The following is a 25825-nucleotide window of genomic DNA, read 5'->3' on the forward strand; positions in this document are numbered from 1 at the left end:
GTTGCTTTTACCAGTGTACTCGACTAAGACAACCGCTTGATTGGCGAGGCGATTTTGCCTTGCCCCAGCAACGAAAGCCCATGCATCGCCGAACCCTGATCATTGCTGAGGCTGGCGTCAACCACAACGGCGATCGCGACCGCGCGCTTGCGCTGGTGGACGCGGCTGCGATGGCCGGGGCCGACGTCGTCAAGTTCCAGTCGTTCCGCGCCGACAAGCTTGCGACCGCCGAGGCGGCGAAGGCGAGCTATCAGCAGGCGGCCACCGGTAATGCGCAATCGCAGCTCGACATGCTGCGCGCGCTCGAGCTGAGCGAGGACGACGAGGCGCGCATAGCCGCCGCCTGCGCGGCGTCCAACATCACCTACATGTCGACGCCGTTCGACGCCGACAGCGCCACGCATCTGGTGCGCCGCATCGGCGTTTCCGCGCTGAAGGTCGGCTCGGGCGACCTCACCAATGCGCCGCTGCTGCTGCATCTTTCGCGCTTCCGCCTGCCGATCATTCTGTCGACAGGCATGGGCACGCTTGCCGAGGTGGAGCAGGCACTCGGCGTCATCGCCTTCGGCTATCTCAGCGATGCGACGGCAAGGCCGGCGCCTGGCGACTTCGCGAAACTCCTGCTCGATCGCGAGACGTGGACGGAGCTGCGCGCCAAGGTGACGCTCCTGCATTGCACGACCGAATACCCGGCCGATCCGCAATCGATCAATCTGCGCGCGATGGGGACGCTGCGCGATGCGTTCGGCCTCCCCGTCGGCTTCTCCGATCACAGCCGCGGCATCCACATCGCAGCGGCCGCCGTGGCGCTCGGGGCTGGCGTGATCGAGAAGCATCTGACCCTCGACCGAAACCTGCCGGGACCGGACCACCGCGCCTCGATCGAGCCGTATGAGATGGCGGCGATGATTGCCTCGATCCGCGATGTCGAGGCCGCGCTCGGCGACGGGCGCAAGGTGCCCGCGCCGGAGGAGATCCCGAACCGTGCGGTGGCGCGGCGCAGCCTCGTGGCGCTTGCCCCCGTGCGCGCCGGCGAGCGCTTCACGGAAGCCAATCTTGGCGTAAAGCGGCCCGGCAACGGCGTCGCGCCGATCGAATATTGGAATTGGCTCGGCAAGACCGCGCATCGCAATTACGCGGCCAACGAGGCGCTGGAGCCATGAGCCTGATCGTGCTCTGCGCGGGCGGTCACGCCCGCGTCGTCATCGAGGCCTTGCTGAGCCGCGGCATCCGTCCCGACGGCGTGATTGATCGCGACGCAGCGCGTGTGGGCGAAAAGCTGGGCGGTATTCCGATCACGGGATCCGACGACGACATCCTGAAGATGAGCGCTGAGAAGGTCGAGCTCGTCAATGGTCTGGGAAATCGCGCCTCGCGCAGCGATTCGGGGCTGTCGGGGCGGCGCGCCTTGTTTGGCAGGTTTGCCGCGCTGGGCTACAAATTTCCAGTGATCTCGCATGTATCGGCGGTGATCGCCTCCGATGCAAAGCTCGGCGACGGTGCGCAGGTGATGGCCGGCGCCGTCATTCAACCGGCGGCGCGGATCGGGCAGAACGTCCTGGTCAACACGCGCGCGGTGGTGGAGCATGACTGCGTCGTGGGCGATCACGCGCATGTCGCGCCGGGGGCGGTGCTGTGCGGTGGGGTGTCGATCGGCGAGAGCGCGCATGTTGGCGCGGGCGCCGTGGTGTTGGTCGGCGTCAATGTTGGCGCCGGAGCTATCGTTGCCGCGGGCGCGGTGGTTGCAAGGGATGTCACGGCCGGCGGGTTTGCCGGCGGCGTCAGGGATTAGTCTGTCATGAAGGGTGCGTTTGTCGTCAATGAAGATACGCCGTTGATCGAGACGCTGCGGCGCATCGATCAGGGCACGCTGCAACTCGCCATCGTTGAGCGCGACAGCCGGATCGTCGGCACCGTCACCGATGGTGACGTGCGGCGCGCGCTGCTCGGCGGAATTGGCCTCGACGCCTCCGTCGACCTCGTGATGAACCGCTCGCCGATCACGGCGCCCGTCAGCATCTCGAATCCGGCCGCCCTCAATCTGATGCGCAAGCATTCGATCCACCAGCTTCCGCTGGTCGATGCGGACGGGCGGGTGATCGAGGTCAAGCTGATCGACGACCTCGCGCTTGCGCAGCAATCCGATCACTGGGTCGTGCTGATGGCCGGCGGCCTCGGTTCGCGGCTGAAGCCGCTCACCGACGAGATTCCGAAGCCGCTAATTCGCGTCGGCGACAAACCGATCCTGGAGACCGTGCTCGGCGGTTTCGTGAAGGCGGGCTTCGGCAAGTTCTTCATCTCGGTCAACTACAAGGCCGAGATGATCCGGGAGTATTTCGGCGACGGCTCGGCCTGGGGCGTCGAGATCGACTACCTCCAGGAGAACGCCCGTCTCGGCACTGCCGGCGCGCTGTCGCTGTTGCCGGAGCGGCCCAGGCAGCCGTTCTTCGTCATGAACGGCGATCTGCTGACGACGGTGAATTTCGAGCAGATGCTGAAATATCATCGCGAGCACCAGGCCTTCTCCACCGTCTGCGTGCGCGAGCATTCGGTGACGGTACCGTTCGGCGTGATCGACTTCGACGATCATCGCCTGCTCGGCATTCGCGAGAAGCCGACCCAGAAATTCTTCGTCAATGCCGGCGTCTATTTGCTCGATCCCGGTGTGCTCGACCATCTCGACGCCAATGAAGCCGTGGACATGCCGACGCTGATCGAGCGCACCATCGCCAAGGACAAGCCGTCGGTCGTGTTTCCCTTGCGGGAATACTGGATCGACGTCGGCCGGCTCGACGACCTCCAGCGCGCGTCCGACGAGTTCCAGAGGATCTTTGGATGAGCACCGAACGTTCGCTCCGGGAGCTGATGTCGCTCGACGGGCGCGTCGCTGTTGTCACCGGCGGCGCAGGCCATATCGGCCGCGCGATCGCGGGCGGCCTTGCCGAACTCGGTGCCAACATCGCGCTGGTGGACATCGCTGCGCCCGCCGGCACGGAGGCCGCCGCGAAGCTTACGGCAAGTCATTCGGTCAAGGTCGCGATGTTCGACTGCGATTTCGAGCAAAGCGCGGCGGTGAAGGATCTGCCGCGGCGGGTGCGCGAGGCGTTTGGTGGTATCGACATCATCGTCAATTGCGCGGCCTTCGTCGGCACCAGCGGGCTCGAGGGCTGGGCGGTGCCGTTCGAGCAGCAATCGGACGCGACCTGGCGGCGGGCGATCGAGGTCAACCTCACCGCGCCCTTCGTGCTGATCCAGGCTGCGGCAGAGGATCTCGGCAAGTCCGGCCATGGCAGCGTGATCAATATTTCCTCGATCTACGGGCTCGCGGGGCCGGATTGGCGGCTCTACGAGGGGACGGCGCTGGGGAACCCGGCGGCTTATGCCGCGAGCAAGGGCGGGCTGATCCAGATGACGCGCTGGCTTGCCACCACCATGGCGCCAAAGGTGCGCGTCAATTCGGTGGCGCCGGGGGGCGTCTTCAGGGCCACGCCGGAGCCGTTTTTGAGCCGCTATGTAGCCCGGACGCCGCTTGCCCGCATGGCACGCGAGGACGATATGAAGGGCGCTGTGGCCTACCTCGCGAGCGACCTAGCAGCCTATGTGACGGGCCAGTGCATTGCGGTCGACGGGGGGTGGACGGCGTGGTAAGCCAACGGCAAATCATGCAATTGCAGGAATCTCCGAAATGTTGAGCTGTAGCAAGTGCTTATTGCCGGAAACGGCAGAGGCCACGTCGTTCGACGACTCTGGTTCGTGCAGCGTCTGCGCCCAGATCGAGGTCCGTGACACCCAGATCAATTGGGACGAGCGCCACGCTCAGATGCTCGAATTGGTATCGAAATACCGCGACAAGGGGCTGTACGACTGCATCGTGCCCTATTCGGGCGGCAAGGACAGCGTTTTCCAGCTCTGGTACGTCGTCAAGACGCTTGGTCTGAAGCCGTTGGTTGTGCGCTTCGACCATTGGTTCTATCGTCCGCTGATCGAAGAGAACAATACCAGCGTGTTCAAGCAGCTCGGTGTCGACGTGCTGAACTTCACGCCGAATTGGCATGTCGTGCGTGAGCTGATGCTGGAATCGCTGAAGCGCCGCGGCGATTTCTGCTGGCACTGCCATACCGGCATCTACGCCCACACCATGCAGATCGCGATCCGCTACGAGACGCCGCTGCTGTTCTGGGGCGAGAGTTTGGCCGAATACCAGTCATTCTATTCCTACGACGAGATGGAAGAGGTCGACGAGAAGCGCTTCAACCGCGCGATGAATCTCGGCATCACCGCCGACGACATGTACGAGTTTCTGGGGGGCCGCGTTGCCAAGCGCGACCTGTATCCGTTCGTCTATCCGCCGCGCAAGGAATTGATGCGGATCAAGTGCCGTTCGATCTGTCTCGGCAGCTACATCAAGTGGGACACCAAGAAGCACGTTGAGATCATCAAGCGCGAGCTCGGCTGGAAAGGCCAGGAGGTCGAGGGCATTCCGCCGGAGTACGATTACGAGAAGATCGAGTGCTTTTTCCAGGGCGTGCGCGACTACCTCAAGTACATCAAGCGCGGCATGGGCCGGACCAACCATCTCGCCAATATCGACATCCGTAACAAGCGCATGACCCGCGAGCAGGGCGAAGCGCTGGTGCGCGAGTTCGATGGCAAGCGGCCGCCGAGCCTCGATCTGTTCCTCGACTATCTCCAACTCACCGAGGAGCAGTTCCTGGGGATTGCGATCAAGCACGAGGTCAGCCCTTGGCAGTTCTCGCCGAACACGGTCGAGCCGGGACGCCGCATGCCGGACATGGACAAGTGGAACAACACGCAAGTGCCGTGGCCGAACCATCCCGGCGTCGAGATCGGCGGCGGCAAGGGCTAGGCGAGGATTGACGGGCGGCGCGTCGAAACGCCGGGGAGCAGGCGATGTCAGGCGTAGCGATCGTCGATTACGGCATCAACAATGTGCGCTCGGTGAAGAACGCCGTCGAATATTGCGGCTTCGATCCGGTCGTGACCCCTGACGCCGCTGCGATTGCGGATGCTTCCCACGTCATCCTCCCCGGCGTCGGTGCGTTCGGCGATGCGATGAGCAACATCCGCGCCCGTGGCATCGACGAGATGCTGGAGCGCCACGTCCGCGAGAAGGGCAAGCCCTTCCTAGCCGTGTGCCTCGGGATGCAGCTGCTCGCCAACACGTCCGAGGAGCATGTCGACGACGGCGTCGCGCATCGTGGGCTCGGCTGGTTCGATGCCGACGTCCTGCGGCTGATGCCGAACGATCCCGCTTTGAAGATCCCGCATATGGGCTGGAACATGGTGGCGAAGGAGCGCGACCATCCGATCCTTGCCAACATCCGCGAGAGCAATCTGGCCTTCTATTTCGTGCACTCCTTCGCGATGCGTTGCAGGGATGCAGGCGATGTGGTCGGCTTCGCCCAGTACGGCCAATCGGTGACCGCAATCATCGCACGGGACAATATCGCCGCCACGCAGTTCCATCCCGAGAAGAGCCAGGACACCGGGATCGAGCTGATGAGCAATTTCCTGCGCTGGAATCCCTGAAGTTCTCGCGATGTTGAAGAAGCGCCTGATCCCGAAATTTCTGCTGCGCGACGGCAGACTCGTCAAATATGTCCGCTTCTTCGAGAACGAGCGCGCCGCCGGCAATCCTGTGACGACCGCTAAAGTCTACAACGACTACGGTGTCGACGAGTTGATCGTGCTCGACATCGTGCCGAGCGCGGCCTCGCGCGGCCGCGTGGTCGACATCATCGAACGGATGTCGGAAGAGATTTTCATGCCCTTCACGGTGGGCGGCGGGGTCAAGACGCTCGACGACGTCAACATGCTGCTCCGCGCCGGCGCCGACAAGGTGTCGGTGAATTCGGAGGCCGTGCGGCGCCCGGAGTTCTTGCGCGAGGCAGCACGCACATTCGGCGACCAGTGCATGACGGTGTCGATCGACTACAAGCGGATCAGCCCCAACCACGCCAGCGTATTTATCGACGGAGGCCGCGAGCATGTCGCGCTCGATCCGATCGAATGGGCGCAGCGCTGCGAAGACCTGCACTGTGGCGAAGTGCTGTTCGGCTCGATCGACCGCGATGGCACCATGAGTGGTTACGATCTCGAACTGATCCACAAGGCGGCAAGCGTCTTGAGCGTGCCGCTGATCGTCTCCGGCGGCTGCGGTTCGCTCCAGCATGCGATCGACGCACTCGAGGCTGGAGCTTCGGCGGTGGCGATCTCCTCGATGTTCCTCTTTACCGATCACAGCCCGATAAAGTTGCGTAGTCATCTGTTCTCGCGCGGTCTCGACGTGCGCGCTAGCTTCTCGAGCAGGAATTAGCACCGTGCAGCTTTCCCTGGCCCGTACCGATCTTGCGATCTATGTGCGAAAGCAGTTCGAGAACCTATTTCCTGATCGCGCAGATCTCGGCGACCTCCCGAAATTCGTCGAACTTGCACTCGGCCGGGTCGACCATTGCTTTTCGCGGCTGCGGCTGAAAGGGTTCTTTGCGAACGGCGAGGCTCGATTCTCGCACTGGCACTCCGACCAGTATGCGATCTTCCTCTATTTCCTTGCCAATTCAGCTTTTCGCGAATGGCCAGGCCACCCCATCGCGGACAAGGCCTACGCAATGAACAAGGCGCTGCACGCGCTCGACGCGTTCTACGAGGTGGAGCTGCCTGACGTGTTCGCGGTCCAGCATCCGGTGGGCACCGTACTCGGCCGCGCCAGCTATTCGGACTATTTTATCTGCTACCACAATTGCACGGTGGGTGCGAACCTCGACAATGACTACCCGTCGTTCGGCCGCGGCATCGTGATGTACGGCGGCAGCCGCGTCATCGGCAAGACGGCCGTGGGCGATAACTCCTTCGTCTCGACGGGTGCAATCGTGATTGACGGCGGCACGCTTGCTGCCGATAGCGTCTTGCACGGGATCTATCCGAAGGCAGCGCGCTCGCCGACGTCGCGCAACGTGGTGCGCGATATTTTCGGAATGACGACCTGATCAGGTCAGCCGCTTGAATCCGGAGTGAGCGACGGGGCCACGCAACAACTGCTTGACCGCCTTCTGGTCAACGGCGGTGCGGAGCTCGCGGAATACCTCGGACACCGTTTCCAGGTAACGATCGACATGAGCGTCGGTGTGCGACCACATCGCGTAGAACGAGCCGGTTGCGAGGATGCCGCGGTCCAGCATCATCTGCGTGAACAGCGTGCGCACCCCCTGGGCGTCGGGCAGGTCAAAGGCGAAATGGCCGAGCGGCGAGATGCCGGAGACGTGCAGCGGTAGGCCGGCGGCCTGCGACGCGTCGGTCCAGCCCTTCTGGACGCGCTTACCGATCCGCATCAGGTGCCGCGCGACGTTCTGCTCGCGATGTTTGCGCAAGGTGGCAAGTGCCGCGACCGGGCCGACGCGCTCGGTCCATGCCGTCGAGCTGACGAAAGTCTCCTGCGCGGCGTCCATCACCGAGGCGCGGCCAACGATCGCGGCCATCGGAAAGCCGTTGGCGATAGCCTTGGCAAACACGGCTATGTCAGGATCGACGCCGTAAGCGAGATGCGCGCCGCCGGAATTGATGCGGAAGCCCGACGTCACCTCGTCGAAGATCAGCGCGGCGCTGCAGCGGTCGGCGAGTGTACGAATGCCCTTGATGAAGGATGGCTCGGGCTCACTAGAGCGCACCGGCTCCATCACGATTGCGGCGAGCCGCTCGCCATGGGCGACGACGATCGCCTCGATCTCGTCGAGCTTGTTGAAGTGGAACGGGTGCATCAGGCCGGCGAGGCCGCGCGGCACACCCTTGGTATCGAGGCCCGGCAGCAGATGTCCGTCGAGTGCGGTGGTCTCGCCGAGATTGGCGCTGAGGTACCAGTCGTGCCAGCCGTGATAGCCGCAGAACGCCACCATGTCGCGGCCGGTCGCGGCGCGAGCGATGCGCACCGCGATCGCCATGGCCTCGCCGCCGGCGCGTCCGAACCGCACCATGTCGGCCCAGGGATGCAGCTCGACCAGGAGTTCTGCAAGCTCAATATCCTCGGCGCAGTTCAAGGTCGACATCGAGCCCAGGTCGATCGCGGATTTCACCGCAGCATCGACGTCGGGATCGGCAAAACCCAGGATGGTGGCGCCGATGCCGCAATAGCTCATGTCGAGATAGGTCTTTCCGTCCAGATCGACAACTTCCGCGCCCTTGGCCGATTTGAAATAGGTCGGCCATTGACCGGGCAGGAACATCTCCGGACGCTTCGATAGCAACTGGGTGCCACCGGGCATAACGGCGCGGGCACGCTCGTAGAGCGCTTGAGCGGAATTAGACATTGCGCTTCTCCAATACGGTCGTGCAACCTAGGTCGATACCTCAAAGCGACACCAGCTTGCAAGGAGCTCTGGTGCCTTGGCAGAAAGGGCCCGTTGCAACGGTGAGGTGGCGCAAGCCGGGCAGATGAAGAGCGACTCAAAATCCGATCGCCGCAGTCGTCAGACCATCGATCCGCGGCCAGGACCGCGTTGTGGCCGCAGCGATAGCCGGCGTAGTAAGCGAGGACGTCGCGCAAGCCCATTGCGCGCATCTGCCGAGAGTGATCCTCACCGGGCAACCGTCAGCGGAGTCTGATCGTTTGCAAGAGTGGAGGTCAGCGGCATTTGATGAGCTCGCGATCTCGTCGGCGGAAAGCTGTTAGTTCCCCGGCAATCCCATAGCGCATCGTTGCGGATGCTGCGGCCCATTCACGGGCAGTGCGCTTCGTCTCGCGAAGCTCGACCGCTATCCTCGGACGGCGCGCGCTTCGACGGTGCCCTCAACGCGCTTAGCTTCCTCTCATCAGTCAACGGCCGGTGTTGGTGCGAGGACATTGGGAGTGCGCATCTCGAAACACCAACATGGTTGGGACACAGGAGTACTGCGTCAGCAGTTGATTGTGGTGCCCAAATACCAGTTTCCGCGAACTCGGTTCACGTCTCAGGGGCCGATGTTCCTGAAATGTTCTTGTAATTTTGATCGTTAAAGGCCACTCGATCCGTCGGATTTTGTTGCTCTGGGAGTAGACCGGAACTTGCTGTTGAGGCCGCCCAAGCGGTCGTCAGCGCCAATTGAGAGCGGTGGAGGGCAGCTGAACCGGAATGACATCCTGCGGCATTATTTGGGCGGTCCGCGAGGCTAAAGTCTGCACTAATCCATGCCCTCCAACCCTCTCGATTTTACGGAGGAAGTGTGTTCTTAGAAACAGTCTCCAGCTGGAGTCGCGGAACTGGCGACTGCCTTCAACCCCTGAATGATGGGCCGACCTATGTTCGTAAAGAATTGCCGCATGTGCGCGAGCGAGCGTCTCGCGCTCTTTCTCGATTTGGGAGAGATGCCGCCGGCCGATCAGTTCCTGCACAAGCACCAGCTCAGCGAGCACCGGGATGCGTACCCACTGCAGGTCGCGGTCTGCGAAGAGTGCGGGCTGATCCAGCTCAACTATGTAGTGCCGCCCGAGATTCTCTACTGCGACGACTATCCCTACGAATCCTCGACCACCACGGCCGGCCGCCGGCATTGGGGGGAGTTTGCTCGCACCACGACGCGCCTGCTCGGGCTGACCAAGGATGATCTGGTCGTCGATATCGGCAGCAATGTCGGCGTGCTCCTGCAGATGTTCAAGGAGCAGGGCACCAAGGTGCTCGGCGTCGACCCGGCCGCCAACATCGCGGAGATCGCCAACAAAAACGGCATCGAGACCGTCGCCGCGTTCTTCAACAGCGAAAGCGCCAAGAAGGTCGTTGCCAGCAAGGGGCAGGCCTCGGTCATTACCGGAACCAACGTCTTCGCTCATGTCGGCGATCTGCATGATCTGATGCAGGCCGTTTCCATCCTGCTCGCCGAGCGTGGCACCTTCATCATCGAGGCTCCCTATTTCCTCGAACTGCTGCACAGCCTCGAGTACGACACTATTTATCACGAGCACCTGTCCTATCTGTCGGTGAAGCCGCTGGTGCGGTTCTTCAAACAGTTCGGCATGGAGATATTCGACGTGCAACTGCGCGACATCCATGGCGGTTCGATCCGCCTGTTCGTGCGCAAGATCGGCGTCTCGACCAGCCGGGTCGCTCCGATCGTCGAACAGATGCTGGCCAATGAAGAGCGCGAGAAAATCTACGAGCTGGATACCTTGCGGAAGTTCGCGCAGGGCGTCGCCAACAACCGCCTGGCGCTTCGGGCGATGCTGACCGGCCTCAAGCAAAGCGGTAGCAAGATCGTCGCCGTGAGTGCGCCGGCAAAGGGAATGACCCTGCTGAATTATTGCGGACTGGGCAGCGATTTCCTCGACTTCGTCACCGAGAAGTCCAGGCTGAAGCTCGGCCGTTACACGCCGGGGATGAACATTGAAGTCGTTCCGGACGATATGTTACTGAAGCACCAGCCTGATTATGCGCTTCTGCTGGCCTGGAATTTTGCCGAAGAGATCATGAACAACCTGAAGGAGTTTTCGGATCGGGGCGGCAAGTTCATCATCCCGATTCCGACGCCCAGGATCGTCGGCTGACATCTTTCCAACTAGTTCCTGCCAGGCAACTCAACTTGCCATCGGCAGCAGGGAGTCATGAGATGAATTTAAAAAAGCTTCCAATTTCCTTTGCGGATACGCGCGGGGAAATCATCGACGTGCTGCAGCGGGAACCCATCGAGTACGCGACCATCATTCACAGCCGGAAGCACGCGGTTCGCGCCAACCACTATCACAAGGAGACGTGGCAGTGGCTGTACGTACTGTCGGGGAAGCTTCGCACCGTTTCGCAAATGCCGGACCAGGCGCCAGTCGAGGCGATCATGGGGCCTAACGATCTCATCCTTAGTGTTCCCCACGAGCGGCACGCTTTTGAGGCGCTGGAAGACACGACGTTTCTGGTGCTGACCCGCGGCCCGCGCGGCGGCGAGGACTACGAGAAGGACACCTTTCGTCTCGACGTCCCCCTGATCGCACCGAGGTCGTAATGGAAGCGGCCCCGTTCATTCCGGTCTCCGAGCCCCTGATCGGAGACAACACGGCTCCCCTTGTCAACGAGTGCATCGAAACCGGCTGGGTTTCTTCAGAAGGGCGCTTCATCCAGGAGTTCGAGCAGAAATTTTCGCAGTTTTGCGGCGTCGCGCACGGTGTGGCGGTCAGTAATGGCACCACGGCCCTTCAGGTCGCCATGAAGGCATTGAGTCTCGAGCCCGGCTCCGAGGTCATCATGCCGTCCTACACCATCATCTCCTGCGCTATCGCGATACTAGAGGCCGATTGCGTGCCGGTGCTGGTAGATTGCGATCCCGAAACCTGGTGCATGGATCTCGATCAGGTTGAAGCCGCGATCACGCGGCGGACACGCGCGATCATGCCGGTGCACATGTTCGGGCATCCCGTCGACATGCGTCGCGTCATGAAGCTTGCCGCCAAGCATGATCTGCGCATCATCGAGGACGCCGCGGAGGCCCACGGTGCGGAAGTCGAGGGCCGCCGTGTCGGGAGTTTCGGCGACATGGCCTGCTACAGCTTCTACGCCAACAAGATTGTGACCACAGGCGAGGGCGGGATGGTCGTCACCAGCAGTGACCACTATGCCGCCCGGCTGCGTTCCCTGCGCAATCTTTGCTTCCGCCCGGAGCGGCGGTTCTATCACACCGAAATCGGTCACAATTATCGCCTGACCAATCTGCAGGCTGCGATCGGCGTGGCTCAGGTCGACCGCGTCGAAGATCACATCCGGCGCAAGCGAAAGATGGCCGTCGCGTATCGTGAACGGCTGTCCGATCTGGCGCAGATCACGTTACCGATCGAGCGGGAATGGGCAAAGAACGTCTACTGGATGTATTGCCTAATCCTCGTCGATGACGTTGGCTTTGACGCCGTCGAGTTCGCGAAGCGCCTGCGTGCAAAGGGGATCGACACACGGCCGCTTTTCCTCGGCATGCACGAGCAACCGGTCCTGCGCGAACGAGGCCTTTTTGTCGGAAGCAGCTATCCGGTGACGGAGCGGCTGGCGCGCCGCGGCCTGTATGTTCCCTCCGGACTTGGCTTGACCGAAGCGCAGATCGATCGCGTCAGCGCCGCGGTTCGTGAGGTTCTTTCGTGACGGGCGTCTTCAACGACTCCTATGCGGCGACCTATGATACGGTCTACGCCGAAAAGAACTACGCCGCCGAATGCGAGGCGGTGGAGAACCTGATCGCGAAATTCAGGCGCGGCGAGATCAAGAAATTGCTCGATCTCGGCTGCGGAACCGGCAAGCATGCTGTGATCTTCGCAGGCGATGGCTTCGACGTAACCGGCGTCGATCAATCCGAAGCGATGGTGGCGCGCGCACGCCACCGCGCATCGCACATGAAACTCGGTGCCAATCCGGAATTTCTTTCCGGCGATATCAGGAATTTCTCGGGCAAATCACCGTTTGACGCGGCGCTGATGAATTTCAACGTCATCGGCTATATGAGCAGCAATGACGATGCCCTGGACGCGCTCGGCGCGGCGCGGAAGAATCTGCGACAGGACGGATTGCTGATCGCAGACTTCTGGTATGGGCCGGCCGTGGTCGTGGATCCGCCGGGTGAGAACACCCGAAGGTTCGAGACTGGCGACGCGGTCGTCGTTAGGTCCTCTTCAGGCCTGCATCTGCCTGACAGCCAGCGCTGCGAAATCACGGTCAAGGTCATGCGCCTGCAGGGCAACACTGTCCTCGGACAAGCAGAGGAAACCCACCAGGTTCGGTATTTTTTTCCGCTTGAGCTCGAGCTGATGCTTCGGGTCAGCGGATTTAAGTTGCTCGCGCTGACCGGTTTCCCGGACATCAATACGCCCGCGAGTTCGCGTAAATGGGCTGCGGCTATGGTCGCGGTCGCGGTCTGATGCTTTTGCCGAGCAGGCCATTTGGGAAGGCGACCTAATCTCTACTTGCCGCCAGGCGCCACTTACTCGTGCCTGCGGTAGACCTCGAACGTCCGCTCTCCGACTGCGAAGCTGGCCGTGAGCGCGAAATGCTTAGCCACGACGTCGCCGAATGGAATGCCGTCGCGCACGGTCCCGACAAGCGTGTCGCCATAGTCCTTGCGGCGCTCGATCAGCAGCGTCTGGTAGTCCTGGACCAGCGCGAGCCGCATGCTGGCCTCGCTCCAGAAGCCGGCTTCCCAGATCGCCGAATTGACCCTGTCGCGCTGCTCGTTCGTCAATCCGGGCTTGGGCTCACGTAAGACCGTGGGCAGGTATAGGGATCGCGGCTCGATCACGCCGCCGGCCAGCCAAACGGCTTGTGCGACCTCGACGCGATCGCTCAGGACAAAAACGCGGCCTGTTGGAGGGAGGCTCTGCCGCAACTGACGCGAAATGTCCGTTGCGGCTGTCCGCACTTTTTCGGTTTGCGGGCGCAACAGAGAAGGGAAAGAAGGAAAGACATGCATCACCGCGCCTGTGATGCAGAGGCCACCGAGCGCGACATAGACCAGTTGGCGACTGCGCCCAAGCCTGGATATCTCCCCAATTAGGGCCGCCGCGCCAAGCGCGCCAACGGGCAGAAAGTAGTTCGTGTAAGGAATAATGCAGTCGACGCAGTAAGACAGCGACAGCATGTAATGCAGGATGGCGGTGATCCAAAAATAAGCCAGGATCAGGTCGATCGGTTTCAGTCGACGCCCCTCGCTCGAGCGGCTGGCTGAAACAATCCGCAGCCCGATCATCGCCAGCGTGATCACCGACACAACAAAATACGGTCGAAAAAAATATGAGTTGAAATAGACCGGGATTTCACTGAGCCGCACCACAGGGTCCAGCGGTGACACCGTAAGCGGCAGGATGTTGGAGGTTGGAGCCGCCGGCACCCCCAGCGCCATGGCAATCTGCGCCAACCCCGGCGTGTCCAGAACGACATCCACCAAACCACGTCCGAATATCCAGAGTGTTGCCATGGATGCGGCGAGGAACGTCAGAAAGCCGATCGTGAAGCACTGCAGCTTGCGCCTGGGTTCGATCAGGAGGGCCCAGCCGGTCGGGATCATGGCAAACGGCAGCATGTCGGGCCGAGCGAACAACAACGCCCAAAGAATACCGCCGGCAATCGCATAGGCGATCCGTCGTGCGTTCGCAGCGAGCAGGATATGGATCATCGCCAGCGACAGACAACTCACCATCGCATAGGGCGTAGCGGTAGCAAAATAAGTCAGGGTTACGGGATAGCCCACGACGAGGATGGCCGGGCCGACACCGGCAAGGCGAGAACGGCCGATCCGCGCGCCGGCCAGGTAAACCAACACCAGGCACCCGATTGCGAACAGGATCATCAGCGCGCGGCCGGGCAGATAACCGGTGCCGAACAAGCGCTCCATCGAACCGACGGTGTAGAATGGCAGCGGCATGTACCAGGTCGGATCCAGCGCGGAATAGGGTGCGATCTGACCGGTAAGGTACCAGTAGCCCTTCATCAGGTACTTGCCCTCGTCCATCCAGGTGTCGAGCGTAAGAGCGTTGAATACGAGCTGACCGATTGCAAACAGCAGACAAGCCAGCAGCATCCAGCAGGCGAGACGATTGTTGGCTTCTCCGACAATATCGCCGGCCGGATGCGATGCTCGGTCGTGTGCCTGCATCGTCAAATCGTCGCAGCTGGAAGGTCGACAGACGGTCTTAGGCGCGAGATCATGATGGATTCGATATTCCGTCCGTGGCAGATGGCGCAGGCACCGCGTCCCGAGCGTGCAAGCGATGCCATTCGAGAATACTTCCGATGACCGCAAGTAGGCAAGTGACGGCCACGACAAGGGTCGCAAGCGCCAGTGCATCGACCATTGAAACATCTTGCAGACGGAGCAGTGCCACAAGCGCACCTCCCGCAGTTATCTGGCCGACTGTGATCGGAATGAGCCCCGCAATGCTTACCAGTCCGGCGATCCAGCACCAATCGGCGAAGTCGATTTTGATACCGATACCGACCGCCAGAACAATGAATGTCAGAACGTTGACGATGTGCACCAGCGCCCCGATCGATACGCCCATCACCACCCGCCACCACTGACTGACCGCCACATGCCATTGCCGAATAGCGTTCCGCAATTCCCTGGCGAGTGCGACCGAATAGCCGTTCGTCGAACCTTCGATCCACGTCACAACGCGTTCGGCCCAACGGAAGACGGCGTCGTGACGCAGCGCAATCAAGGTCCCGATCAGCAAGACCAGGCTCGCCAGCGCAATGTGCTGAAGTCTCGGTGGGTAGTGACTGGAGGACATCCCAAAGCCGATCACCGAGACAGACAGCATCCCGATGAAGGATGTCAGCCGGTCGGTGAGGACCGAGACCGCCGCACCGCTGACGTTACCCGAACCGCGGGAAATCAGGTAAATCTTGGCGGCTTCTCCGCTGGCCTGTCCGAGAAAGAAAAAGCTGTAGAACTGACCGATAAGGGCGGCCTTGAAGAGGTCCACCACCCTCAGCGCAGGGATAACAAGCTGCCATTTGACCGCATTCAAGCCGACGGCAAGCATGGATAGCACGAAGGCCGCTGCGTCGCAGGCAAAGCTCGAGCGAACCACATCCGCATAAATTTCCCTGACATCGCTGAGGCAGACGACGAGCCCTATGGCGACCGGGATGATCAAAAATTTCAGGATCGATAACAACCTTCGCATCAATGATTCGGCCTTTGAGATGGATTCCGCCGCGGCTTGAGGGCGCGCATCGAGCTTCAATCCGATCAGCGTTCGAGCCGCACCAGCAGCGTTCTTACGCGCCGCGTAATGAGGGCGATGATCGTGGCGGTAAGCAAAAGCGCCACCAGCGGAAACCCAAGCGGTACGCCTGAGGACCCATCATTGAGCAGGGAGGCCCTGCCGGTCGCGCCAAGAAAGGAAAACAGGAATACCTGCGGGGCGCTGAAGACAAAGGTCGCGATCGAATAACTGACGAGGTCGATCTTTGTCAGTCCGAACAGATAATTCTGCAATGCGCTGGGAACGGGTGCCCCGAGGCGCGAAAGAGCAATGATGCGCCAGCCCTCTTCGTCCACGGCCTGCGCGACAACCTTGAGCGTCGGCCTCGTCTCCAGCTTTCGGCGGAACCAGTTTGCAGCGATGTATCGCGACGAACAGAACGCAAGGATCCCGCCGACGGTCCCGCTCAGCAGAATGATTGGAGCAGCTGCCATCCCGAACGCCACGCCCGCCACAATGATCAGCACGGTGCGAGGAAAGACTACGAAGGCGGTCAACAGAAATACCAGGCAAAGTGCCGCCGCGGAAACCGGCGTCAAACTACCAAAATGCTGAAGCCAATTGCTGAGCGCTTCCGTCATCAGACCAGTAGTAGCCCGGATCCTTCGCGGCCCGTGATGGGTGCTGGAGCCATTGCCGCCGATTTCCAACAACCCATGTATTCTCGCACCAACAGGGCTTATTGCAGCCTGACCTGAACCGGCCCAAACGGAAAGCGCACTAATACGAGCGATCCTCTAGCAAATCAAAATAGCCTTGGCTATAGGCGCCTTCAGGACGATGGGGGGCAGGCTAAAACCAGGCAAATTTGCCTGAGACGCGAGCCCCAGGGCCACTAGGTGATGCGTTCCGGCCACGGACGGCTGAGTCGCTATTTGGAGCCGCGCGGTACTTCCCTCTGTGGTCAGATTAGGATAGGCCAAGTCCCTTGGGGCGTCCCCGCAAGGGGAAATGGTGTTGACAGCCCGGAAGGCGCAGACGGCCTCCTGTCACCGCGATGCCTCGGCTTTCATTCTTTCGCAAAAAGCGAACATGGATCTGCTCAGGTATCCTGGTTCGCCAAACCAGATGCTTTCGATCTCGACTACCGTTCTGAGGGACAAAGATGACGAGCAATGTTGAGGTGTCCGTTGAGCCACGGCTGAGCGTCGTCATCGCGGTCATGAATGAGGAGAATAACCTCGCTGCGCTCATCGACGAGATCAACGGCGTCTGCGATGCGCGCGGCTGGGTGCGCGAGATCATCGTGGTCGACGACGGCTCGACCGACAACAGCGCGCGCGTCGCCGGTTCGATGGCGAACGTCACGGTGTTCCGCTTTCGGCGCAATTTTGGACAGACCGCCGCCTTCGACGCCGGCTGCCACGCCGCCCAGTACGAATACGTGATCACCATGGATGGCGACGGGCAGAACGACCCCGCCGACATTCCCAATTTGATTGCGCATCTGGAGGCCAACAATTTGGACGTTGTCTCGGGCTGGCGCGTCCACCGGCAGGATACATTTGGCAAGCGCTTCGTCTCGCGCGGCGCAAACCTGCTGCGCAAGGTGTTTCTCAACGACACCATTCACGACAGCGGTTGTTCGTTGAAGGTCTACCGGCGTGAGTGCTTCGACAACGTCCATCTGTACGGTGAAATGCACCGGTTCATCCCGGCGCTGCTTGAAATGCGGGGGTTCTCCGTCGGAGAGCTGCCCGTCAATCACAGGCCGCGCCGGAGCGGGACGTCGAAATATAACGCGGTCCGGACCATCAAGGGCCTCGCCGATATCGTGCTGCTCTGGTTCTGGCGCAGCTATTCGGTCAGGCCGATCCATCTGCTCGGCGGCATCGGCGTTCTGTTCTTCCTCATCGCGGCGATTTTCGGCTTGCGCACGGTCTGGCTGTTCGTCACCGACAGGAAGTTGTCGAGCACGCTGGAGCCGCTGCTGACTGTCTTCAGCTTCATCGCGGGGCTGCTGTTCGTGTCGCTGGGAATCCTGACCGACATCCTGATCAAGATCTACTATGCGATATCCGCTGAGCGCTATTATTCGGTTCGCGAGATCGTCAAGAACGGCGCGATTATGAAGGTGACCAGCGCCCCAAGCAAGCTGAGCGAAGTGCATTCCGGGCGCGCATCGACCGACGCCTCATGATTGCACCCGGCGCACAATCAATGACCCGCGACGTGTCGCCGGTATCGGCTTCGTTGAACCAGGTCGGCATCAGCGCATTTCCGTTGTCTATCGGACGCGACACTGGACGCGGCCTGGAACGGGTGATTGCGGAGTTGGTCACAGGCCTCGATGCCATTGGGCAGCCTTACGTCTTCCACGATCGCGGCATGCTCCTCACCGAAGCCGCGGTGCTTAGGCAGGCACCGAATTTCCTGTGGGATTTGCGCGGCGTCCAGCACGACGTCTGGTTCGGCGTCTATTCGGTGTCGTCGATCTTCATAATTCTGGCGCGCAAGCGCCCGGTCGTCACCGGGGTTTACGATCTCATTCCCTTTCTGGCGCGGGGTTACGACAATTTCCTGAAATACTCCATCAAGCGCCGCTGCATCGAATTCGCGTGCCGGCATAGCGACGGACTGATCGTGCCGTTTCCATCGACGGCCAAACAGGTGGTCGACATGTTCGGCGTGCCGGCGGATCGTATCGGCGTTATCCCGCTTGGCATCGACCACAGCAGATTCTGGTGTGATGCCGCGATTCCCAAGCGCAAATTCCGCATCGGGTTTTTGGGCGAAGCCAAGCGGGCGAAGGGTCTCGATGCCGCGATCCTCGCCTTTGCCGACGTTGCCAGGCAGAATCCGGATGCGTTCCTCGCAATCGCAAGCGGCGGCAATGAACTGGAAGAGATGAAGGATCTGGCGCGCAAGAACATTCCGCCGGATCGATATGAATTTGTCGGCTTCGTGCCCGAGGAGAACATGAGGCAGTTCTATTCTGAGTTGGATCTGTTCTTGTTTCCCTCCAGGTATGGATTCGGCCTGAGTGCGGTCGAGGCCATGGCGTGCGGAACGCCGGCAATCACCGGTCGTACGCTTGATTCGACGGAATTCTTTACCCACGAACTATCGTTAGTCGATCCTGACTCGCCCTCGGAACTGGCCGATCGGATCTCGCTGCTTCTGAATGACCGCGAGCGCTATGCCGAGCTGCGGCAATGGGGGCTGCAGCAGGTCCAATCGTTGTCGTGGACTCGCATGGCAGAAAAGTACGTGGAGTTCTGGAAGGAGATCCGCTCCCGATACACATCCCGACTTTAGTCTTCCGGCGGAAACTCACCGGCGCCCGCGAATACGGTACTTTGCGCGTCAGGAATTTTCGGCACTTCAAAGGTTTCGCATCATTGTCATCAACAAATTCAGTGTCGCCTAAAACAAAATCGAGCGATGTTTTGCGAATACTTGCAACGGTCGGGCTCCTCGCCGCGAATCTGGTGTCGATTGCCACCTATTTTTGGGCCCTCTCCCAATACCCAACTGCAGATCAGACCTCGACTTTGAAGCGGCTCGGTGCATTTCTCGCCGACGTGAGATCCATTCAGTTGAGCGATGGATCTCTTATCTCTAATCTTCTGATTGCCTACCCGGGAGAGTGGCTGAACTCGATCCTGAGCCGTTTGTATCAGCTCAACGATCTGATCGTCTGGGACATTCACTACACGCCGATCTTGCCGTTTGCGTTTTTTCAGGTCGTCGTTGCACTGGTCTTGATGGCTTATCTGGCCTCGCTCGTCGTGAGATTGGCCGGCGCGTCCGCCTGGAGCTCGAACGCTTTTCTGTTCACGCTGCTCGTCGTCATGAACTTTCCGATGCTCAAGGGCATCGCGAAGGTTCTCAAATACGACATTCTGTCTACATTATTTGCCGCCATCGCCATCCTTCACTACGTCGGATATCGCGCATTTGGGCGCAATGGCGTGGCCGTGATCGCGATATTTTGCGGCCTCGCCTATCTGGAGAAAGACACCTCGCTCTCGATCACGATCCTGATTTGCTGGCTCGAGCTGATGTTGATACCGCTCGTGGTGCCGGCGCCGCGCGAGGCGGCGGCCGCGGCGGGACGATTTTTGGTGATCTTCGGCCTGACCATTTTAGGAACGTGCGTGTTGCTGGTGCCAAAGATCTGGCTCAATCCGCTCCAGATGCGCTCAATCTTCGCCAGCGTGCCGCTGTATTTCGTCAATATCAAGCCGTCGATTGCGCTGCTGCCGCTCGTGGCCCTCTTGCTGATTTACCTGGGGCTGCCGGCGATCCGTAAGCGATGGCCGGCGCTAGTGCCGTCCAAGGTGCCGGCGCAAGTCGCCACGATATTCTTTTCAATCATTTCGCTGACTGTCGTGGCACTTGGCGTGTCGGCAATATTCTTCCAGCAGAATGTTCTGTTTGATCCGACAATCGTCGGCAACGACATCGACGTTGAAGCGCTTCGCGCGGAATCGATCTACGTGGCCAGGCCGATTGCCTACAGCGCCATCACGACGATGGATCACAGCGCCATGCTTCAGCATCTCAAGGAATTCTGGAGCATGGCGCGGGTCATCTTCTACACTTTGCCAGAGATCACCCTGGTGATGATCGTCGCCGCCGCGCCATTGTTCCTGTTTTTGGCGCGAAGAAATCGGTCCGTGCTTGATCGTCACGCGGTACCGCTAATCCTCGTTTTGTTCTTCCCGGTGGCGATGCTGAGCGCGTTTAGCTTCGCGGACCTGCCGTTCGAGCCGAAATACCTCGTTCTGGTAAGCCTGCTACTGACGATTTTCGGCGTCTATCCAATGTTGGTATGGTTCGAGAACATCAGCACCGCGACCACCGCTGCGGTACAGACAACTGTCGCCGCTCTGATGGTGCTGGTCGCACTGTCGGCAGCGCCGTCATATTTGCGATACAAGAACGTCGTGCGGGACCGGGCGCTGGACAATGCCGCTGCGCTAGACATGAATCGCTACATCTGGTGGACGTGGCCGGGATGGGGCGAGACGGCTTACCCAATGAGCAGGTACGTCGAACAGAACGCTACGACCAAGCCCGTGACTATCGCGTTTGATTACTGGGCGCCGTTCTATCGCGCACCGGGATTGACCTGGCTGGAAGCTGATTTTGCGAAATGTCAGTCAATGGATGATCTGAAGAAACGGTTGCAGGAAATGGAGGCGCGGTCGGTCGACTTTCAAATCATCAGCAAGAACATGAGTAATAGGCAATGGTGCTTGAATTCCATACTTGGGAAGATGAGGGACAAGGCCCTCTTCATTGATAGTCAACAGGGATTCGAATACGGCTGGTTATTCCGGTTCAGCGATGTTCTGGAGGCGTTTCCCCGCTAGGTTCGTGGGAGGCTCGGCCCCCGATTTCACTGGAAAGCTAAGTCCTTGGAACCCAGCCTCGGGCGGTTAGCCGATGGCTTCTATCCCAGATGGCGGTTGCGCTGTTTGTGAGAATTGCTCACTGTGCTAGTGAATGTCTCGTGCTCTTCTCGATTTGGGAGGATGTCGCCGCAGATCAGTTCCGGTATCAGCATCAGCTCAGCGAGTACCGCGATGCCTTCCGGAGGTCGAGCGCAACTTTTCCAGTTGTGCGGCGCTGAGCACGAAGGCCCCGTTGCGGCGACTCCTCCTCGCGGCGGCGATCTTTCGCGAGCAGAACTGCCGCAGCCGATTTTGGCAACAACACAGGCGAACCCGGCGATGTCCTCGCCCGTGCCCATGTCGATCAAATTGCTGCCGGCATAGCCTTGAACAGGTGCACACACGCATTCGCCATCGAAATAGAGGAACTCGCGTCACAATGTGCCGCTGCCGCAAGCTGCGATGCTTGTCGCACCTGACATCCTCGCCTCCTGGAAACGGCCGATCAACGTGGTAACGACGTGGCTCCGCTCAGGTGATAATTGTCGCCTGGGCCGTAGAGATTGGCTGGCGAGCGCTGGTGAAGTCGCAGCCATGCAGGCCGCGATAGGCTTCCGCCTTGATGTCGGCAATCTTGGCAATGGCGTAGGGCCGGTTGGTCGGCTCCAGCTGGCCGGTCGGAACGCTGTCCTCGCGCAGGCGCACGGTATGAGCTAGGGACAGATGCAGGACGAGCCGAGAAACATCAGCTTCTTGGCACCGTTCTGATGCGCAGCTGGATCACGTTCGCAGCGATGGGATGTCGTGATAAACTCGGCGCGCAGCTTGTTGTTGGCGAGGTGCCACCAAAGTTTGCCGCAGCGAGAAAGATTCACCTGCGGCCGCACACGTGCGAAGCAGTCGAACAGCGCAGCAGCAAGTGGTGTACGCTTCGAGCGTGGTGCATCAACTGATTTCCTTGATTTCGAAAAGCCGAAGGAAATCCAACCGCACTCCATTCTTTGCCAGATATTCTTTGGCCGCCGAGAGAAGATCGTTAACAGCAACAGCGTCGTAGCCCTCAACATTGGCGCTAAGGGCTAAATATGTCTCTACGACCAAAACCCTCTTTATGCCACCAGCAGTCAGTTCTTTGGTTTCCCAAGCGGTCGTGGCGTGCGGATGATTGAAGCTCATCAGTAGTTGTCCCAACGTTTCAAGCAAATCCCATGCGCACCCCCGGAATGGATTGAACCGCCGGCAGCTCCCAACAGTGCAATTACCACATGTCGCCGTAGTTAAGTACTACCTCGCGGGCGTGAACGAGGACCGCAGACACTGTCCCGACATATCATTTGTCGTGCACCGCATCGAGTGGCGCTTGTCGTTTTCGATACTGCATGAGTTGATCATTTATACTAGGACGCGAATGTCAGCAACTGCCGAGCAGCATTTGCCACATGACTAACCCGTCCAAACTGACCAGGCTGATGCCGCATGTCCCGCCGACAGAGGTCTTCAGTCTGGCGATACGACGCCGGTCGCCGTTCAGCTCAAGAGTCCTGGAGGAGTTCCAAGAAACCGGCGAAGGTCCTCCTGTTTGGACTAAAACCCAACCTTCCCAGAACTTCCTTAGCATCGGCTGCTTGCAGCGTCGTAGACCAGCTCGTTTGAAGCAAGCACGAACATCCCGCTAGTATGGCTTTCCAGGTACACAGCCCGCTATGCACGGCTCAGGACGGGAAGATTGGTCATCGAGCCTTTGAACAGGTACGTAGGTCTGCAGTTCGCACTCTTCCATGATAATGGAGAGTCTCGATCCTTTGTATTTGTCGCCGTCGAAGAAGACGGCGTAAGGCAATTGCTGCTTCCCGGAAAATGAACCTACCTGTCTAATACAGACAAAAGATGACCCTGGGCCGTGATTGGTCTTCCGCACAGAGGACATTTCGAGCGGGCCTGTAAGATGCGCATTGTTGGCTGCTCGCGTTAATCCTGTCCGCTGTGCATTGTCCGTCAATGGATTTTCCGGAGGAGCCGCAGGCGGTCCAACTGATGTTTCTGGCCAGACCGAGCATGCAGACAGAAGAAAACATAGCAACGGAGTCAAGCGTTTCAATGCACTCATAGCCCCAAACCCAACGATCGCAGCGATTGCTGGGGCAAGGGCCCCGCAAGCATCCACTATCTGGTCATGATTATCGGCGCCCTCTGCGCGTGAGTCACTCCCGTCCCGTGGCGGAGAACGAACGGAACCTAGGTAGCTCTTTCGATCGACAGAACGCCCCGCCAATTTGATCCAAGCGCCTCGAGCACAATCCATTCAAATGCCATCTTATTCCTCACCTGTCACTAGAGCGTCATGATGTTGCCTTCAATACGGGTTCTGGAACGCTGGCGGACCTCTTCGATCTGAGTATCCTTGGTTCGAATACGGAGGATGGCCGAGGGACAGCTCCTCGGATCCTGTCAGGTATGAAAAGCGGCTGCAGTGGCTTCACATCACGATTCGCGGCCTTAACCCCCTGCCATCGTCCCAAGACGTTGTACACCTCACGGTAGCATGCGAGAGTACCTTCTTCCGCGTATTTTTTCGGCGAGGCTCGCGCTCCGGTGCCGTTTCTGCTGCGTCTCGCCGCGATCCCGTGCCGCCCGGAAGATCGTCTCTGCAAGTTGGGCGGGGTCTCTGGCGGGACGCCGCCAACAACGCTGGTGTTGGTATTCTAGTCGGACGGTCCGGCTACGCAAGTCATTCTCAATAGTTCGGCGTCAACGGGCAACGTCACCGGTTTGAGCTTTACAATGATGGTACGATGCCATCACTCAAAAATAATGCCGTCGCAGGTAATCGGGCGGACGAAACCTCGTCGGGGCGGCGACTCCTCAGTAGAACACTTTTTCCATGGCCGGCGCCTCGCATGGAAGCGCGGCGCCAGCGGGATGAGAATTGAGGGGAGGGTTGGTAGCATGCGACCGGTACGTTGACGGTTAGCGCCGGCGTTGCGCTTCGTAAGGGTCACGCGCGCCTGGATCTGTCGCCAGATAGACGCGTCCATTCGTGTTGGGGTCGGAGTTGTCGGAGGCTGAGAATACGAGGACGGGCGGGTCCTGACCTGTCTGAAGGAAAATATAGCGGCCGCCGCCCAATGCAGAGACCTCGGCCTCCGGGATGTGCGCCGGTCCGAGCGCCGTACCATTCTCTGTCAACGCGAGCGTGGCACGGCTTAGGTCGCTCGGGACGTCTCCTTTTGCTCCCGCAATCTTGTGGTAAGTCACATAAGCGTTGCCACCGATCTTGATGAAAGGTCTGTGCAGCACGTCGGCATCGAGCGATGGCCTGTACGTTGCGTCAAGGCACCATGCGATTGGAAGGTACGCCGCGATAGCTGCGAACGCCATTATGATAGGTCTCATTCCGATTGCGACTCTGCTAAGACTGCGCCAAGTTGTGAACAACTATACCGTCTGGTCGTTGCTGTCTATTTTCTCTAAGGTCTGAAGCGTTCTCAGACGAGCGGCCGACCTCCGAATGGTCAGTCTTCAACCATCAAATATTCAGAGCGGAGATTGCTCAACGGCGCGCAGCCTGATCGACTTCGTTCATGGCCTCGCGATAGCGAGCAAGGGCGATGTCTTCGCGATATTTCTCTGCGATATCGATCGCACGAACGCCCTTGTCCTTCGTGGCCTGACGATCGCCGGCCGCCTCGCGAATGGCGCGCGCGAGCTCGGCTGGAGCTTCGGGAGGAACGACCCATCCGATTTCTGCTTCTCCAATTACCAGCGCGCCTTCGGAACTGGCTTCCGAGGTGATCACGACAGGCCGCCCGATCGCCAGGATATTATAAAGACGGCTGGGGATCGAGACACCGGTGACATTGCGGCGATAAGGAATAATCCAGAGATCTGCGGCCGACAAAAACTCCACGAGTTCGTCTTCGGGAACAGGTTTCAGGATCGTGACATTCTCGAGTCGGTCCTTGCCGTAGAGATCATTGAGCGTGGCCCAGCCCACGCCCCATCCGGACAGGATGAAATGAATGTCCGTCCGGTGTCGCAACAGGCGGGCCGCTTCAAACACACTGACGGGATCGTGTGTGAAGCCGAGATTGCCGGACAGACCGACGATGAATTTAGACGAATCCGCAGCACGAAAGCGGCTGGCCGGATCGATCGTTCGATAGCCAATCGACGTCAGTGCCCAGTTCGGAATGTAGCGAAGCTGCTCTGGGGTAACACCGCGATATTTTTTGATCAGCGGCGGCACGTCGCGCCCGATCACAACGATCGCATCAAGGCGTCGGAACAACAGCGTGTTGGCAAAGCGAATGAGGCGAGCCGCTAGCGAGGTCGAGCGGACCATGCCGGCTGCCTGGAGGGCTTCCGGATAGAGATCGTATACTAAAAGCGTGGCCTTTGCTCCGCGCAGTTTTCCGGCGACGAGCACACTGTAGGGCAGAGTGAACGGCGTCGTGACGCAAAACACGATGTCGCCCGACCTTGCCCGCCGCAGGACCGAGAAGAACATCTGGGCCGCGAGCAGGCAGATCGCTGCAGCGCGCTGAACGATCGCCGACTTGCGAGGATTCCAGCTTTTTATTTCGACGACCTCGGGCTTGCCGATTTGGCCGGTCGCGCGCGAGCCTGGTGTCGCCGAGATCACAACGACCTGCCGATCCCTTGCGAGGCACTCCGCGATCCTGCCGACATAGATTGCCGTCGTGGTCGTGTCGGGCGGATAGAACTGGGCCGCGATGATCAGTTTTGCGGAAATGGCCATTTGCAAACG

General features: G+C 60.0%; 23 protein-coding genes. 15 read left to right on the forward strand and 8 right to left on the reverse strand.

All coding sequences use genetic code 11. The features are described from left to right. Nucleotides 1-80: 80 nt before the first annotated feature. From neuB to ABIB06_RS26520, 8 genes are read left to right on the forward strand one after another with little or no spacing between them, the layout of a single operon-like run. Nucleotides 81-1163, forward strand: coding sequence for an N-acetylneuraminate synthase (neuB, locus tag ABIB06_RS26485; protein WP_354069432.1), 1083 nt, complete (start codon nt 81-83; stop codon nt 1161-1163). After that, the gene (locus tag ABIB06_RS26490) at nt 1160-1792 is read left to right on the forward strand and encodes an acetyltransferase (RefSeq protein WP_354069430.1); all 633 of its coding nucleotides are present in this window, start codon (nt 1160-1162) and stop codon (nt 1790-1792) included. The genes neuB and ABIB06_RS26490 overlap by 4 nt, the downstream gene beginning before the upstream one ends. A 6-nt stretch (nt 1793-1798) precedes the next feature. Next, nucleotides 1799-2839 carry a nucleotidyltransferase family protein gene (locus ABIB06_RS26495; protein ID WP_354069428.1) on the forward strand — a complete coding sequence of 347 codons (1041 nt, stop codon included), beginning with the start codon at nt 1799-1801 and terminating at the stop codon, nt 2837-2839. After that, nucleotides 2836-3648 (forward strand): SDR family oxidoreductase, encoded by an 813-nt coding sequence (locus ABIB06_RS26500; RefSeq protein ID WP_354069426.1) that lies wholly within the window; start codon nt 2836-2838, stop codon nt 3646-3648. The genes ABIB06_RS26495 and ABIB06_RS26500 overlap by 4 nt, the downstream gene beginning before the upstream one ends. A gap of 37 nt (nt 3649-3685) precedes the next feature. Beyond that, on the forward strand, nt 3686-4867 hold the full coding sequence (locus ABIB06_RS26505; RefSeq protein ID WP_354069424.1) for an N-acetyl sugar amidotransferase: 1182 nt from the start codon (nt 3686-3688) through the stop codon (nt 4865-4867). Nucleotides 4868-4911: 44 nt separating this feature from the next. After that, the gene (hisH, locus tag ABIB06_RS26510; protein WP_354069422.1) at nt 4912-5550 is read left to right on the forward strand and encodes an imidazole glycerol phosphate synthase subunit HisH; all 639 of its coding nucleotides are present in this window, start codon (nt 4912-4914) and stop codon (nt 5548-5550) included. Nucleotides 5551-5560: 10 nt separating this feature from the next. Beyond that, complete coding sequence (locus ABIB06_RS26515) at nt 5561-6337, forward strand: imidazole glycerol phosphate synthase cyclase subunit (RefSeq protein ID WP_063995631.1); 777 nt, start codon at nt 5561-5563, stop codon at nt 6335-6337. 4 nt (nt 6338-6341) lie between these two features. Beyond that, on the forward strand, nt 6342-7007 hold the full coding sequence (locus ABIB06_RS26520) for an LbetaH domain-containing protein (RefSeq protein WP_354069420.1): 666 nt from the start codon (nt 6342-6344) through the stop codon (nt 7005-7007). Here the strand turns inward: ABIB06_RS26520 and ABIB06_RS26525 are convergent, their stop codons facing one another. Then, nucleotides 7008-8321 carry an aminotransferase class III-fold pyridoxal phosphate-dependent enzyme gene (locus ABIB06_RS26525; protein ID WP_354069418.1) on the reverse strand — a complete coding sequence of 438 codons (1314 nt, stop codon included), beginning with the start codon at nt 8319-8321 and terminating at the stop codon, nt 7008-7010. 989 nt (nt 8322-9310) lie between these two features. On the opposite strand from ABIB06_RS26525, the gene ABIB06_RS26530 reads away from it, so the two are divergent. The 4 genes from ABIB06_RS26530 (at nt 9311) to ABIB06_RS26545 (ending at nt 12868) form a co-directional block, all read left to right on the forward strand. Continuing rightward, complete coding sequence (locus ABIB06_RS26530) at nt 9311-10528, forward strand: class I SAM-dependent methyltransferase (protein WP_354069416.1); 1218 nt, start codon at nt 9311-9313, stop codon at nt 10526-10528. Between the two features lie 62 nt (nt 10529-10590). Further along, on the forward strand, nt 10591-10977 hold the full coding sequence (locus ABIB06_RS26535; RefSeq protein WP_354069414.1) for a cupin domain-containing protein: 387 nt from the start codon (nt 10591-10593) through the stop codon (nt 10975-10977). After that, entirely contained in the window at nt 10977-12098 is a 1122-nt protein-coding gene (locus ABIB06_RS26540; protein WP_354069412.1) for a DegT/DnrJ/EryC1/StrS family aminotransferase, read from the forward strand. Before ABIB06_RS26535 ends, ABIB06_RS26540 begins: the two co-directional genes overlap by 1 nt. An 80-nt stretch (nt 12099-12178) precedes the next feature. Beyond that, nucleotides 12179-12868: a class I SAM-dependent methyltransferase gene (locus ABIB06_RS26545; RefSeq protein WP_354069411.1), complete on the forward strand. Its 690-nt coding sequence runs from the start codon at nt 12179-12181 to the stop codon at nt 12866-12868. 62 nt (nt 12869-12930) lie between these two features. Here the strand turns inward: ABIB06_RS26545 and ABIB06_RS26550 are convergent, their stop codons facing one another. From ABIB06_RS26550 to ABIB06_RS26560, 3 genes are read right to left on the reverse strand one after another with little or no spacing between them, the layout of a single operon-like run. Next, nucleotides 12931-14598 carry an ArnT family glycosyltransferase gene (locus ABIB06_RS26550; protein WP_354069410.1) on the reverse strand — a complete coding sequence of 556 codons (1668 nt, stop codon included), beginning with the start codon at nt 14596-14598 and terminating at the stop codon, nt 12931-12933. A 49-nt stretch (nt 14599-14647) separates the two neighbouring features. Then, on the reverse strand, nt 14648-15694 hold the full coding sequence (locus ABIB06_RS26555; protein ID WP_354069409.1) for a lysylphosphatidylglycerol synthase transmembrane domain-containing protein: 1047 nt from the start codon (nt 15692-15694) through the stop codon (nt 14648-14650). A 5-nt stretch (nt 15695-15699) separates the two neighbouring features. Then, a complete protein-coding gene (locus ABIB06_RS26560) occupies nt 15700-16368 on the reverse strand; it encodes a TVP38/TMEM64 family protein (protein ID WP_354125681.1) in 669 nt (222 codons plus the stop codon). Nucleotides 16369-16820: 452 nt separating this feature from the next. Between ABIB06_RS26560 and ABIB06_RS26565 the strand changes: the two genes are divergently transcribed. The 3 genes from ABIB06_RS26565 (at nt 16821) to ABIB06_RS26575 (ending at nt 21036) form a co-directional block, all read left to right on the forward strand. Beyond that, entirely contained in the window at nt 16821-17855 is a 1035-nt protein-coding gene (locus tag ABIB06_RS26565; RefSeq protein WP_354069406.1) for a glycosyltransferase family 2 protein, read from the forward strand. 20 nt (nt 17856-17875) lie between these two features. Further along, nucleotides 17876-18973 (forward strand): glycosyltransferase family 4 protein, encoded by a 1098-nt coding sequence (locus ABIB06_RS26570; protein ID WP_354069404.1) that lies wholly within the window; start codon nt 17876-17878, stop codon nt 18971-18973. A 131-nt stretch (nt 18974-19104) separates the two neighbouring features. Next, nucleotides 19105-21036 (forward strand): hypothetical protein, encoded by a 1932-nt coding sequence (locus ABIB06_RS26575; RefSeq protein ID WP_354069402.1) that lies wholly within the window; start codon nt 19105-19107, stop codon nt 21034-21036. A gap of 552 nt (nt 21037-21588) precedes the next feature. Here ABIB06_RS26575 and ABIB06_RS26580 read toward each other — a convergent pair. The 4 genes from ABIB06_RS26580 to ABIB06_RS26595 form a co-directional block, all read right to left on the reverse strand. Next, on the reverse strand, nt 21589-21762 hold the full coding sequence (locus tag ABIB06_RS26580; RefSeq protein WP_354069400.1) for a hypothetical protein: 174 nt from the start codon (nt 21760-21762) through the stop codon (nt 21589-21591). Nucleotides 21763-22002: 240 nt separating this feature from the next. After that, entirely contained in the window at nt 22003-22233 is a 231-nt protein-coding gene (locus tag ABIB06_RS26585; protein ID WP_354069398.1) for a hypothetical protein, read from the reverse strand. A gap of 1791 nt (nt 22234-24024) precedes the next feature. Beyond that, nucleotides 24025-24435: a hypothetical protein gene (locus tag ABIB06_RS26590; protein WP_354069396.1), complete on the reverse strand. Its 411-nt coding sequence runs from the start codon at nt 24433-24435 to the stop codon at nt 24025-24027. 172 nt (nt 24436-24607) lie between these two features. Continuing rightward, nucleotides 24608-25816, reverse strand: a complete 1209-nt coding sequence (locus ABIB06_RS26595) for a glycosyltransferase family 4 protein (protein WP_354069394.1) — start codon at nt 25814-25816, stop codon at nt 24608-24610. Nucleotides 25817-25825: the final 9 nt, after the last annotated feature.

The sequence above is a fragment of the Bradyrhizobium sp. LB8.2 genome (genome assembly GCF_040548035.1).
In the GTDB taxonomy this organism is placed as follows: Bacteria; Pseudomonadota; Alphaproteobacteria; order Rhizobiales; family Xanthobacteraceae; genus Bradyrhizobium.